This window comes from Enterococcus wangshanyuanii (assembly GCF_002197645.1).
In the GTDB taxonomy this organism is placed as follows: Bacteria; Bacillota; Bacilli; order Lactobacillales; family Enterococcaceae; genus Enterococcus_L; species Enterococcus_L wangshanyuanii.
This window is the reverse complement of sequence record NZ_CP021874.1, coordinates 2,267,815-2,281,887: the sequence shown is the minus strand read 5'-3', so window position 1 is coordinate 2,281,887 and position 14,073 is coordinate 2,267,815. Positions and strand designations below refer to the sequence as shown.

11 protein-coding genes are annotated in these 14,073 nt (G+C 39.7%); 7 read left to right on the top strand and 4 right to left on the bottom strand.

Features of this window, described 5'->3' with window-relative positions:
* Positions 1–116 precede the first annotated feature (116 nt).
* From ndk to ftsY, 5 genes are all read left to right on the top strand, one after another.
* Complete coding sequence (gene ndk, locus CC204_RS11290; RefSeq protein ID WP_088270225.1) at positions 117–518, top strand: nucleoside-diphosphate kinase; 402 nt, start codon at positions 117–119, stop codon at positions 516–518.
* A 246-nt stretch (positions 519–764) separates the two neighbouring features.
* Positions 765–1,457: a ribonuclease III gene (gene rnc, locus CC204_RS11285; RefSeq protein ID WP_088270224.1), complete on the top strand. Its 693-nt coding sequence runs from the start codon at positions 765–767 to the stop codon at positions 1,455–1,457.
* Positions 1,458–1,480: 23 nt separating this feature from the next.
* A complete protein-coding gene (gene smc / locus CC204_RS11280; protein ID WP_088270223.1) occupies positions 1,481–5,059 on the top strand; it encodes a chromosome segregation protein SMC in 3,579 nt (1,192 codons plus the stop codon).
* 542 nt (positions 5,060–5,601) lie between these two features.
* On the top strand, positions 5,602–6,429 hold the full coding sequence (locus tag CC204_RS11275) for a Cof-type HAD-IIB family hydrolase (RefSeq protein WP_088270222.1): 828 nt from the start codon (positions 5,602–5,604) through the stop codon (positions 6,427–6,429).
* Positions 6,430–7,668, top strand: a complete 1,239-nt coding sequence (gene ftsY / locus CC204_RS11270; RefSeq protein WP_088270221.1) for a signal recognition particle-docking protein FtsY — start codon at positions 6,430–6,432, stop codon at positions 7,666–7,668.
* A gap of 55 nt (positions 7,669–7,723) precedes the next feature.
* On the opposite strand, the gene CC204_RS11265 is transcribed toward ftsY, so the two are convergent.
* Together CC204_RS11265 and CC204_RS11260 are read right to left on the bottom strand one after the other, a co-directional pair.
* On the bottom strand, positions 7,724–8,518 hold the full coding sequence (locus CC204_RS11265) for an SDR family NAD(P)-dependent oxidoreductase (RefSeq protein ID WP_088270220.1): 795 nt from the start codon (positions 8,516–8,518) through the stop codon (positions 7,724–7,726).
* Positions 8,519–8,547: 29 nt separating this feature from the next.
* Positions 8,548–9,390, bottom strand: a complete 843-nt coding sequence (locus CC204_RS11260) for an aldo/keto reductase (RefSeq protein WP_088270219.1) — start codon at positions 9,388–9,390, stop codon at positions 8,548–8,550.
* A gap of 155 nt (positions 9,391–9,545) precedes the next feature.
* Here CC204_RS11260 and CC204_RS11255 point away from each other — a divergent pair, with 155 nt between their 5' ends.
* Positions 9,546–9,926: a winged helix-turn-helix transcriptional regulator gene (locus CC204_RS11255; protein ID WP_188634493.1), complete on the top strand. Its 381-nt coding sequence runs from the start codon at positions 9,546–9,548 to the stop codon at positions 9,924–9,926.
* A 62-nt stretch (positions 9,927–9,988) separates the two neighbouring features.
* Here the strand turns inward: CC204_RS11255 and CC204_RS11250 are convergent, their stop codons facing one another.
* Positions 9,989–10,867 (bottom strand): YitT family protein, encoded by an 879-nt coding sequence (locus tag CC204_RS11250; protein WP_088270218.1) that lies wholly within the window; start codon positions 10,865–10,867, stop codon positions 9,989–9,991.
* Positions 10,868–11,054: 187 nt separating this feature from the next.
* A complete protein-coding gene (locus CC204_RS11245; protein ID WP_088270217.1) occupies positions 11,055–11,549 on the bottom strand; it encodes a cysteine hydrolase family protein in 495 nt (164 codons plus the stop codon).
* A gap of 190 nt (positions 11,550–11,739) precedes the next feature.
* Here CC204_RS11245 and gshAB point away from each other — a divergent pair, with 190 nt between their 5' ends.
* On the top strand, positions 11,740–14,007 hold the full coding sequence (gshAB, locus tag CC204_RS11240; protein ID WP_088270216.1) for a bifunctional glutamate--cysteine ligase GshA/glutathione synthetase GshB: 2,268 nt from the start codon (positions 11,740–11,742) through the stop codon (positions 14,005–14,007).
* Positions 14,008–14,073: the final 66 nt, after the last annotated feature.

The window sequence follows — 14,073 nt, the reverse complement described above, 5'->3', positions numbered from 1 at the left end:
CAAACAAACCACTACTCTTTTTTGTCACTTATATACTAGACAGATTCCAAGAGTGGTGGTAATCTTCAAGTTAAGCGTTTTCATTATTGGCGCTGCAACTATTGGAGGGAAGCTGTATGGAGCAGACATTGATTATTATTAAACCGGATGGTGTGAAGCGTAAGCTAGTGGGAGAAATCCTTCAACGTTTTGAAAGAAAGCAACTAACGATCCGTCAACTAAAGGTGGCAATGATGACTCGGGAATTAGCAGAGGAACATTATGCCCATGTGAAAAAATTTGATTTCTTTGAAGATATGATGGACTACATGACTTCTTCTGAGGTGATTTATCTTGTTTTAGAGGGAGAAGCAGTCATAAAAACGGTCAGAACGATGATCGGAGCAACCAATTGTCTGGAGGCTGCACCTGGAACGATTCGTGGAGATTACGGGAATAATAGTTATCACAATATTATCCATGCCTCCGATTCACCAGAAGCAGCACAAACAGAAATCCAACGATTTTTTGGTGAGTAATCTATAAAAGCGTATCAGGATCGGAGGATCTTGACACGCTTTTTTCTTTTGGAATGAAGAAATAGTCCGTATTTTTTGTGTGAAATAGCAGAAAATCTGATAGAAATCGAAAAAATGATGAGGAAACCCTTCAAATCTGATGAATCCTTACGTGAATTTACGGCAAATCTCCCCTAACCATTTAAAAATACTGGAAAAAAAAGTATAATAGAGAAGGTTGTAAATAAATTTAAAGGAATGTAGCAAATGGACAATCAGTTAACTACCGAACTAAAAGAACGTTACGGCATTGTTTTCCATGATGTCAACCTATTAGAACAAGCTTTTACGCATTCATCCTATGTGAATGAGCATCGCTATTTAAAACTGTCTGATAATGAACGATTAGAATTTCTAGGAGATGCAGTATTGGAGTTATTGGTTTCTCAATATTTATACCAACAATTCCCGGAAATGCCGGAAGGCAAACTGACAAAAATGCGTGCGGCGATCGTTCGCGAAGATAGTTTATCAAAATTTGCAAAAGAATGTCATTTCGACCAATATATTCTTCTAGGAAAAGGAGAAGAAAATTCTGGCGGCCGTCAACGCCCTGCCTTGTTATGTGATCTATTTGAAGCATTTTTGGGTGCATTATACTTAGATCAAAAAGTTGGCGCAGCGAAGAAATTTATTGCAGAAGTGGTTTTTCCAAAAATCGATGCTGGTGCTTTTTCACATGAGATGGATCACAAAACACATTTACAAGAAGTATTGCAACGTCAAGGGGACGTAACGATCGACTATCGTTTAGTCAACGAAGAAGGGCCTGCACATGATCGGATTTTTTCGATCGAAGTGTATGTCGATGGAAAATTGATTGGAACGGGACAAGGAAAGTCGAAGAAATTAGCAGAACAGGATGCCGCTGAACGAGCGCTGAAAAAACATCCTGAGTAAGCTTGGAAGGAGCCGTATTATTCGTGTATTTAAAACGAATTGAGATCGCAGGATTTAAATCCTTTGCGGATCGAACCGTTATAGAATTTGAAAATGGAGTGACTGCTGTCGTAGGTCCAAACGGCAGTGGAAAAAGCAACATCACCGAAGCGATCCGCTGGGTTTTAGGCGAACAATCGGCAAAAAGTCTTCGCGGCGGAAAGATGCCGGACATTATTTTTGCCGGATCGGAAGGTCGTAAAGCATTGAATATAGCCGAAGTAACGGTTGTATTAGATAATAGTGATCATTTTTTACCTTTGGATTTTACTGAAATCAGTGTAACACGTCGGTTTCGTCGAACAGGCGAAAGTGATTTTTTCATCAACAAACAAGCCTGCCGCTTAAAAGATATTCATGATTTATTTATGGATTCGGGGTTAGGGAAAGAGTCATTTTCGATCATCTCCCAAGGGAAAGTCGAAGCGATTTTTAACAGTAAGCCAGAAGACCGCCGCGGTATTTTTGAAGAAGCAGCAGGAGTGTTGAAATACAAGCAGCGTAAGAAAAAAGCCGAGCAGAAATTATTTGAAACAGAAGATAATTTAAGCCGTGTTCAAGATATCATTTATGAATTAGAAGACCAACTGACTCCTCTAGCTGCCCAAAGCGAAGCGGCGAAGGAGTTTTTAAAGCTGAAAGAGACGTTGACCGAAATAGATGTAAGCTTGACCGTCACAGAAATCGAGTCGGCCAAGGCTGTTTGGGAAGTCAAAACAGCAGAACTGACGGAAATCGAAAGTAAGTTAAATGTAGCAAGTAAAAAAATCCGTGATTCTGAAGACGAATTGTTCCAACTTAGAGGAAAACGCAACAAGTTGGATGAACAAATCGAGCAAGAGCAGCAGCAATTGCTGCAAATCACAGAAGCATTGAAGCAAACAGAAGGCCAAAAAGATGTTTTAGTTGAACGCTCAAAACACACGATGCAGACAACAAGTGAGTATCAGCAATCTTTAGAAGAAAACGCTGAAAAAATCACACGCTACCGTGAAGAGGTACAAGAGCTACAAACCAAAGTAACAGAGAAAAAAGCTCAACGTGAAGCATTCGTTGAAGCGATCAAAGCGTCTGAGCTGGAAGTTGAAAAATACAGTAAATCATCAAAAGAATTGCTGGAAGAACTGCGTAGCCAATATGTTGAAGTAATGCAGGAGCAAGCCAATACAACGAATGATTTGAAGTATCTGGAACGCCAGTATCAGCAGGAAACGGCTAAAAATCAGCAATCGATCCAAAAACACGAAGCGCTGGAAAAACAAATGGCGGAAGCCTTGGCTGACAAAGAACAAGTGACCGCTGATTTAACGGCTTCAGAACAGTCATTAACAAACCAAAGAGAGCAATATACTCAGCTGAAACATCAGCTGGATCAAAAGCAAGGTCAGTTGGCAGCTAAACAAAAACAAATGTATCAAGCAATGAATCAAGTCCAACAAGCCAAAGCACGCCAAAAAAGCCTGCAGGAAATCCAAGAAAATTACTCTGGTTTTTATCAAGGGGTTCGTGCAGTTTTAAAACATAAAGACCAATTGACAGGAATCGTTGGCGCTGTAGCGGAATTGATCGATGTTCCAAAAGAATATACAGTTGCGATCGAGACGGCTTTAGGCGGCGCGGCACAGCATGTTGTCGTTGAATCTGAAAAAGACGGTCGTGCAGGTATTACATTTTTAAAACAACAGCATAGCGGTCGGGCAACTTTTTTACCATTAACGACGATCAAGCCTAGAAGTGTTTCCAGTGCTATCCGGGATCGTGTTGGCAACGTGTCAGGGTTTTTAGGGATCGCAAGTGAAGTGGTTCGTTTTTCTGATGAAGTCAGTAACGTTATCCAAAATCTTTTGGGTGTAACTTTATTAGCAGAAAATCTCGAAAGTGCCAACCAGCTAGCAAAAGCGGTCAATTATCAATATCGCGTGGTTTCTTTAGAAGGAGACGTTATGAACTCCGGTGGTTCAATGACCGGTGGTGCAAATAAACGCGGTAATCAAGGTAGCCTGTTTTCACAAACACAAGAGCTGCAAACATTGACTGAACAAATGGAACGTGTGGAAAAACAGCTGGCAGCGACTGAAAAAGAAGTCCAACAGCTGACAGATGAAGTCAAGCAGTTGAATGAGGAGCTTGAGCAACTACGTTCAACGGGCGAAATCAGCCGTTTGAAACAGCAGGAACTTCAAAATAAATTGGCCAATCAGGAAGAGACGATCACTCGTTTAACAAAAGAACAACGTCTTTTTGAATTTGAAGCACGTGAGCTGCACCAGTTTTTAACTGAATATCAAGCAAGAAAAGAAGAGCTGACGGAACAACAGCAAACACTTGATCAACAGAGAAACAGCTTAGATCAGGAAATGAAGCAGGTCGATCAAGAAGCAAGCCAGATGGAAACTTTACGGGCAGAGGCGTTTGAACGATACAATCAGATTCAGGCAGATCAGGCAGTAGCGGCAGAACAGCTTGCTCATTTGACTGAACAATTATCTGAAAAACAAACTCAGCTAGATGAATTTTTAGCACGAGAAACAGCTTTACATCAACAATTGCAACAGCTAAATGACAATTCAACGGATCATCAGGTCACTGAAGAAAGTTTAGCCGTTCAAATGAAGCAATTGGCTGAAAAAAGAGAACAATTACAAAACAGCATCCAAGAAGCTAAAACGAATCGTCAACAGTTGCAAGAGCAGGTCGATCAAATCGATACTGGGTTAGCGGAAGAAAATAAACAGCAGCAGCATTTATTGACGGAGCAAACCAAGATCGAGGTCGAGAAGAACCGTTCTGAAATCAAATTGGATAATTCCTTGCAATATTTGCAAGAGGAGTATAGTTTGACCTTTGAACGTGCCAATGAAGATTATGAGCTGACGATCGATCAAGAACAGGCGAAGATCGAGGTGAAACGGTTGAAACGTGACATCGAACGTTTAGGTCCAGTCAATCTGAATGCGATCGAACAATATGAGCAGGTCAATGAACGGCATGAATTTTTAGTATCACAGCGCGATGATTTGCTGGATGCTAAAGATCAATTATTTGAAACGATGAGTGAGATGGACGAAGAAGTTAAAACACGCTTTAGTGAAGTGTTTGAAGCGATTCGCGCCCAATTCAAAGTTGTCTTTCCAAACATGTTCGGCGGTGGTCGGGCAGAATTGATCTTGACTGATCCAAACGACTTATTGAATACAGGGGTAGAAATCGAAGCACAGCCGCCAGGTAAAAAACTGCAAAATTTAAGTCTGCTTTCAGGTGGAGAACGGGCTTTAACGGCAATCGCTTTGTTGTTCTCGATCATTCGTGTACGCCCGGTACCGTTTTGTGTGCTTGATGAGGTGGAAGCAGCGTTGGATGATGCCAACGTTTCACGATTTGGTCATTACTTGAGCGAGTTTGAAGATGATACTCAGTTCATCGTGGTCACCCACCGTAAAGGAACGATGGAGGCTGCTGATGTACTGTACGGTGTGACAATGCAGGAATCAGGCGTGTCTAAGATCGTTTCGGTTCGATTGGAAGAAGTCAAAGAAGGCGGAGCGATCGTTGCGGAAAGCTGATGATGGCGATAGTACAACACTTTTGCAAGAAAGTGTTGGTCATTTGTCTTATCCAGCTACACAAATCAATCCTTAGGAAAATAGATAAATTGCCATTGAGACAAAGATCGTCTCAAAGTCAATTTCCTAATTTTCTACAGGATTAAGCGATTTGTTCCGCTTTTAAATTGTCCAGCTACACAGGCTAACTCTTCGGAAAAAAGATAAAATATAAATGAGACAAAAAGCACCTCAGTTATATTTTTCTATTTTTCAGTCGAGACAGAACAGCTCATTCCACTATTATCGTTATCCAGCTACACAAATCAATCCTTAGGAAAATAGATAAATTGCCAGTGAGACAAAAAGCGTCTCAAAGTCAATTTCCTAATTTTTTACAGGATTAAGCGATTTGTTCCGCTTTTAAATTGTCCAACTACACAAATCAATTCTTAGGAAAATAGATAAATTACCAGTGAGACAAAGAGCGTCTCAAAATCAATTTCCTAATTTTCTACAGGATTAGACGATTTGTTCCACTTTTAAATTAAGGAGGTTTTTATTTGATTAAATTGGTTGCCATTGATTTGGATGGGACGTTATTAGATAGTAAGAAGGAAATTTCAGCTAGGAATAAAGCTGTTTTAGCACAAGCAAAGGCAGCGGGGGTTAAGGTTGTTCTTTGTACAGGGCGTCCTTTAGCTGCGATAGAAGGGTATCTTGAAACGTTGGATTTGCGTGATAATGGTGATTATAGTATTACCTTCAATGGTGGATTGGTTCAAAAAAATGATACGGGTGAAATCATTGAAAAAAATCCAATGCCGCTTGAAGATATCCATATCCTGCATGGATTAGCTAAAACCTTGAATGTACCTTTGGATATTCTATCTGATGGGATAGTTCTTCAATTACCAGTTTCTAAAGAGTACACTTCTTTATACAGTCAGCTGAATAATCTATTGACCTTTGAGCCGGTAGAATTGGTGCAATTGACGACAGAGCGAATTTATAACAAAGCTGTTGTAGCAATCGATGAAGATTATCTGGATGAACAAATCAAAAAAATTCCTAGTGAATTCTATGAAAAATACGAAGTCATCAAGACGAGAAGTAATTTATTAGAATTCATGCCGAAAGGAATCACTAAAGCATACGGTATTTCTTTATTAGCAAAAGACTTGAACATCAAGCAAGAGGAAATCATGACGATCGGTGATGAGGAAAATGATTTGCCGATGATCGAATACGCTGGTCTAGGTGTGGCTATGGAAAATGCGGTGCCTCGTGTGAAAGAATTAGCGGATGTGATCACTGATACAAATGATAATGATGGTGTAGCTAAAGCAGTGGAGAAATTTGTTTTAGAACCGTTGAAAGGAGGAAACTAAGTGGGATTTTTTGATAAGATAAAAAAGGCTTTTATGAATGAAAAGGAAACGAAGCCAGCTGAAATCGAAACAGATGAGACATTAGAAGAAACAGCAGCCGATTCAGAAGTTTCTGCCCCAGAAGAAACTGAAATCGATTCTTTGCAAGAACAAGTAGAAGCAGAATCAGAAATAGAGGTCGATTCAGTCATAGAACCAGAACTTGAGGTCGAATTAGAGCCAGAGCCTGCGGCAAATGACGTGCTGCCGGAAGAGGTCCCTGAACCGGAAGTAGCTGAAGAAATTCAAGAAGAAATCATCGTACAAGAAAAGTATGAAAAAGGCTTGGAAAAAACTCGGAAAACCTTTGGTGAACGTCTAAATGAATTATTTGCTAATTTCCGTTCCGTCGATGAAGACTTTTTTGAAGAACTGGAAGAAACCTTGATCGGTGCCGATGTTGGTTTCGATACAGCAATCAAAATCACAGAGCAACTGCGTCAGGAAGTAAAATTGCGCAATGCCAAAAAAACTGCTGTGATCCAAAATATAATCATTGAAAAAATGGTGGATTTATATGAAGCAGAAGGTGTCGAAGAAAACAATGCATTGAATATCCAAACCGATGGATTGACTGTCATGCTTTTTGTGGGTGTAAATGGTGTTGGGAAAACAACCAGCATTGGTAAATTGGCTCATGAATTCAAGCAAGACGGTAAGAAAGTGTTGATGGCAGCAGCAGATACCTTTAGAGCAGGTGCGATCGATCAATTAGTTGTTTGGGGCGAACGTGCTGGCGTAGAAGTTGTTCGTGGCAATGCCGGTGGAGATCCAGCAGCGGTCGTCTTTGACGCAGTAGAGCGAGCGAAAGCGGAGAATGCGGATATCCTTTTGGTTGATACGGCTGGTCGTCTACAAAATAAAGTCAATTTAATGAAGGAATTAGAAAAAATCAAGCGCGTGATCCAACGTGAACTGCCTGATGCACCACATGAGGTATTACTTGTTGTCGATGCGACAACGGGACAAAATGCCATGTCTCAAGCAAAACAATTTAAAGAAACGACTGATGTGACTGGTTTGGTTCTTACTAAGTTAGATGGAACAGCCAAAGGCGGGATCGTTTTAGCAATCAGAAATGAACTGCATTTGCCAGTTAAATTAGTTGGTTTAGGTGAAGGAATCAATGACTTAGAACCGTTTGATGCGAATGACTTCGCGGTAGGGCTATTTAAAGGTTTATTAAAAGAAGAAGACTAATCATAAAAATAACCATTACATCGACTTCATTTCAGCCGATGTAACGGTTATTTTTTTAAAAGATCGTCGGTACCATACCGCCATCCATTCGAATCGCCACTCCGCTAAAAGCAGAAGCATACGGACTACTAACAAAAGCCACCAAACGACCAATCTCAGTTGGATCGATCAAGCGTTGGATTTGCGACAATGGTCGGTTGTTGATCATAAATAATCGTTCTTTTTCTTCTAAAGGTAATTCAGGATCAGGATACATTTCCTCGATCATGTCACGAACGCCTTCGGTCATTGTAGAGCCAGGCATGATCGTGTTAACAGTGACCAAAGTGCCCTTTGTAAGCTTGGACAAACTTTTAGCTAAAGAAAGCTGCATTGTTTTAGTCATACTGTATTGCGGCATTTCTCCAGAAGGCATGATGGCTTCTTCGCTGGCAATAAAGATGACTCTGCCGAAATTTTCTTCTAGCATAGTTGGCAAGTAAAATTTAACTAAATCATTTGCGGCTAAAACGTTAGTCCGAAAGAAACGTTCCCACGTTGCATCGTCGATGTCTTCATAAGCCATTGGCTGGAAAATCCCCATATTATTGATAAGAATATCGACTTTAGGGAATTGCGCAAATAATTTTTCACGCTGTTCTGGATCGACGATATCTCCAGTTGCTGCCTGGGGTGACGTTGCAGGATAAGCTTCTTTGATTTCTTTGACTAGCTGCTGTACTTCTTGATCCTTGCGACCGTTGATCAGCACGTCAGCGCCTTCTTTTGCCAGTTCTAAAGCAATCGCTTTACCGATTCCTTTCGTTGATCCAGTGACCAACGCCTTTTTACCTTTGATGCCCATTTCCATACTGTTTCCTCCTTTGTCGTTGTTACATGCTATTCAAAAAAGAAAGTATCTGGATGCGGTCCCACTCTGGTGCCATTATCCAGCTGATCGATCAACGCTAAGTCCTCTGTCGATAATTCAAAATCAAACAGATCTGCATTACTGGCGATACGCTCTTCTTTGATCGATTTAGGAATGACGATAATTTCATTTTGAACGTGCCATCTTAAAATGATTTGAGCGGCTGATTTATGATATTTTTCGGCAAGAGCCAAAATCGTTGGATCTTGTAGTAGTTGTCCCTGCATCAATGGAGACCACGCTTCAATAGCAATGCCTTTTTCTTTTAAAAAGCTGCGCATTTCTTTTTGAGCCATTCTTGGATGAAGCTCAACTTGGTTCAATACAGGAATGACTTTTGCTGCTTCAAGTAAGGTTTCCAAATGATGGATCTCAAAGTTACTCACACCGATTGCTTTGATTTTTCCAGCGGCATATAGATCCTCCATTGCTTTCCAAGGAGTCAAGAACTCATTGTTTCCAGGCCAATGGATCAAATATAAGTCTACATAATCTAATCCCAATTTTAACAGGCTTTCGTTAAATGCGGTAATCGTTTGATCGTAGTCTAATTGGTGATTCCAAATTTTAGTCGTAATGAATAAGTCTTCGCGTTTTTTTCCAGTAGCTGCTAAGCCGCGGCGAATCCCTTCCCCAACACCTTCTTCGTTGCCGTAGATTTGTGCAGTATCGATGCTGATGTAACCTGCTTCAATGGCTTTTTGAACAGAAAAAATCGTATCTTCGTTGCTTACTTGAAATACACCTAAGCCAAAACCAGGCATTTTTACGCCATTATTTAGTAAAACTGTATCTGTTAATGAATGAATCATTTGAATCTTCCTCTCGCTTTTAGAATAAAACTATCGTATCAGCAATCGTTCAGTTTGACTAGTACATACTTTAAAGTTTTATACACACCTAAAAGTAACTAATTGATTTATCAGTACTTTTCTGTTTTAATAGAGAACGAAAGGAAGCGTTGCTGATGGAAAACGTACAAACTATCGTTGAAAAAGAATACAACATTGGCGTAGAAGTTACTGTAGATGTGATTGGAGGAAAATGGAAACCGATCATTCTATGCAACTTAAGACATCAGGTGATGAGGACGAGCGAATTGCTTCGGGCGATTCCTAAAATCTCGCAGAAAATGTTGACCCAACAATTACGTGAATTAGAACAGGACAATATCATCGATCGTAAGGTATACAATCAAATTCCGCCTAAAGTTGAATACAGCTTAAGTGAATATGGAGAATCCTTAGGAGAAATCCTTGATCTGCTTTGTTCCTGGGGCGAAAAACATGCGGAAGTTTTGATCGATAATGGTGAAGCGATCCGCCTTAATTGCGACAATTTTAAATAAAGGGACATTTATATTCAAAAAAACAGATCCGCGATTTCCTATCACGAATCTGTTTTTTATTTTTATAGATTGTTCGCTTCGATTCCATAATCTTCAGCAATTTTTTTCAAACTAAACCCACGCCCGAATACCTCACTGGCGTTCATTGACACGATGAACGCTTCTTCATCAATTTCAAGAACCCCTTCTTTGATCCGGCTGAAATCTTTTTCACTGATCACGGTCATCATCAGCATACTTTTATTTTGTTGATAGCCGCCTTCGATTGGAATAAGTGTCATCCCTTTGTCCATACCGATCAGGATTTTTTCTTTGATCTCTGCATATTTTGGTGAGATGATCAGTACGTTTTTCGAACGAACAAATCCAACTTGGACCATATCAACAACACGCCCAATGATGTAAAGACAGATCAATGAGAATAAAACAGTATCTGTACTAAAAACATATAAAGCAGATAGAATCACCAGACCATCGACAAATAAAATCGATACGCCCAAAGAAATTTTAAAATATTTATTCACGATTTGAGAAATAATTGCAGTTCCGCCAGTTGACGCATTTCCTCTAAATTCTAAGCCTAAACCAACACCAGTTAAAATCCCACCAAATAACGTCGCCAAAAAGATATTATGCGTTAACACAGGAAAATTAGCAGTGATCCCAACGAAAAATGGATAAATCAAGCTGCCATAAATGGTTTTGATCCCTACATCTTTACCTAGTAATAAAAAACAAAGCACTAACAGCGGCAGATTGATCGCATATAAAACCAGAGCTGGGCTGATACCAAAAAGGTGATTGATCACAACACTGATCCCATTTGCTCCACCCGCAACGATTTTATTAGGCAGCAGTACTGAATTGATCGAAACAGCCAAAATAAAAGAACCGATCGTCACATAAAGCGCGTCTTGAATCTGTCTTTTCGTAAATTTCATTTTATACATTCCTCCATAGTTAAAAGTCTTGAAATTGAGAGAGTGAAAGGATGGAGCCGTTCAAACGCTCAATAAATATCCCTTAGCTATACTATCATGAATGACTAAGAGATATCATGAGATAATTTTAATTTTTCAGCCCATACTTATGGTAAAATAAAATCAAGTAGAAAATGAACGAAATGCATTAAATAAAAGTCAAAAAGCGTTTGTCCCATAATTGCTCATGGTGCTGGATGATCGTTTTGGCTCCAAGTAACTCATTGTTTAATGTAGTGCTAAGTCCTTTTTTCATGAAATTAGTGTAGCCCAACCCATGAGCCATTCGAATCGTCGTATCTACACAATACTCTGTCTGAGCACCGCAAAACTCAAGCTCAGTCACAGCAAGCGCATCAAGCTGTTGTTTAAGAACGGTTTTAAAAAAGGAATTAGCATGTGTTTTTCCAACATAATAATCTTCTGAACGAGCGTCTAACTGTTCAAATAATTGCCAATTGTGGCTTTGTGGAATCAGTTCTTCATCCTCGTGTTGAATAAAGATGATCGGCTGCTGCTGTTTGCGGTATGCACATATCCGTTGATTAACACCAGTCAATACATCATTTAACTGAAATAAACCATTACCAGTTTGTTCAAGACCATTTTGCAAGTCAATTACGATCAAGGCTCGATTAGTCATTGATAGTTCCTCATTTCAATTTATTTTTTCTAGTATACAATGATTTTTTTGATGGTGAAAGTAGGAAATTTCGCCGATAGATACGGCAATCGTGTTCTTTTTGACAAAATTAAGCGTAAATATTCTTTTTACCGCTCTTTTTTTATATAATGAGTAGTGATGAATAATAACGGGGAAGAAAGGCGACAAAATGAAATTTAAAGAGTTATTACAACAAAAAAGTGTCCGTCCATATATGACAGAGGCACGCTTTGGTTTAGAAAAAGAAAGTCAGCGCACAACTTTTGATGGTGCGTTAGCAAAGACTGACCATCCAGAAATTTTAGGAAATCGTTCCTATCATCCATATATTCAGACAGATTTTAGTGAGACACAGGTGGAGTTGATCACGCCAGTAGCAAATTCGATCAATGAAATGCTGCGCTATTTGGCGGCGATCCATGATGTTGCGCTACGTTCCATGAATAAATCAGAAATGCTATGGCCGTTAAGTATGCCGCCAAAATTACCTGAAAAAGATGAAGAGATCAAAATTGCCAAACTAGAACAATTTGAAGGAATCCTTTATCGTCGCTACTTGGCACGAGAATACGGCAAGCGGAAACAAATGGTCAGCGGGATCCATTTTAATTTTGAATATGCGATCGAATTAGTTCAAGCGTTGTATTCAGTGCAAACAGAATATGCGACGATCGAAGAGTTCAAAAATATTTTATATATGAAAGTTTCGCGTAACTATTTACGTTACCGTTGGTTGATCACTTATTTATTTGGTGCGTCGCCAGTTAGTGAAGAGGGCTATTTTACAGAGAAGGAAGATCGTCCAAAAGAGCCAGTCAGAAGTATCCGCAATAGTGCGTTTGGCTATAAAAATAAAGAGAATGTCAAAGTCTCGTATGAATCTTTGCAAAGCTATATCGACGACATTCATCGAATGGTGGAAAATGGCGTTTTATCAGAGGAAAAAGAATTTTATTCGGCGGTTCGACTACGTGGCGGTAAGCAAATGTCTGATTTACCTAAAACCGGTATTCGTTATATCGAATTAAGAAATTTAGACTTGAACCCGTTTGCTCCTTTAGGGATAGAAGAAGAATCTTTGGAGTTCATTCATTTGTTTATGCTGTATCTGCTTTGGACGGATGAAAAAGAGACCCCAAATGATTGGGTAGCAACAGGTGATTTGTTGAATGAACAGGTTGCTTTAGGTCATCCTTTTGCCCAAGTAAACTTGCTAGCAGAAGGTGATCGGATCTTTGCAGAGATGGATGAAATGATTGAATCTCTAGGATTATTTAAATTCAAGAAAGTCCTTGAGATCCACAGAGGACAGTTGAGAACACCTGATTTGACGATCGCAGGAAAAATGTGGACGATCATCGAAAGTAATTCAAATCATGAATTAGGGATCGTTTTTGGGAAAGAGTATCAGGGAATGGCCTATGAAAGACCATATCAATTAGCAGGTTTTAGGAATATGGAATTATCTACGCAACTCTTTTTATTTGATGTCATTCAAAAAGGGGTAGAGGTTCAGATTTTAGATGAACAGGAACAATTTTTGAAGTTGACCCATAAAGGACATATAGAATATGTCAAAAATGCGAATATGACTAGCAAAGACAGCTACATCGTACCGCTGATCATGGAGAATAAGACGGTAACGAAGAAAGTCTTAGCAGAAGCTGGCTTCAATGTTCCTGCTGGTGATGAATTTGATGCGCTAGAGCAAGCAGAGCAGGCGTATATGAAGTATTCTGAAAAAGCGTTTGTGATTAAGCCAAAAACAACGAATTACGGTTTGGGTATCACGATTTTTAAAGAAGGAGCTTCTCTGGCGGACTACAGCGAGGCGTTGAAATTAGCTTTCAAAGAGGACTCTGCTGTGTTGATCGAAGAATTTCTACCAGGAACAGAATACCGTTTCTTTGTGATCGATGATCAGGTGCGGGCGATCTTATTACGTGTGCCAGCTAATGTGGTCGGTGATGGTGTTCGTTCGGTTGAAGCATTGGTGGCTGAGAAAAATCTGAACCCGCTAAGAGGGACGCATCACCGTTCGCCTTTAGAGCTGATTCAGCTTGGGGATGTTGAACGATTGATGCTGAAGGAACAGAACTTGTTAGTGACATCGGTTCCTGAAAAAGATCAGGTCGTCTATTTACGCGAGAATTCAAATATCAGCACAGGCGGTGATTCGATCGACGTCACGGACGATTTTGATGAGAGCTATAAACAAATTGCAATCGAAGCTGTAAAAGCTTTAGGAGCAAAAATCTGCGGGATCGATTTGATCATTCCAGACAAAACGATCAAGGGCAGTAAAGATAGCCAGACATACGGAATTATTGAAGCCAATTTTAATCCAGCGATGCATATGCATACCTATCCTCATGCAGGGCAAGGACGTCATTTGACGATGGACGTGCTGAGATTATTATATCCAGAAGTATTTTAGAAATAGAAAAGATAGGCAATGAGACTGAGACAAAAGGGTTTAGCTCCGATAGAAACTGTGTAGTAC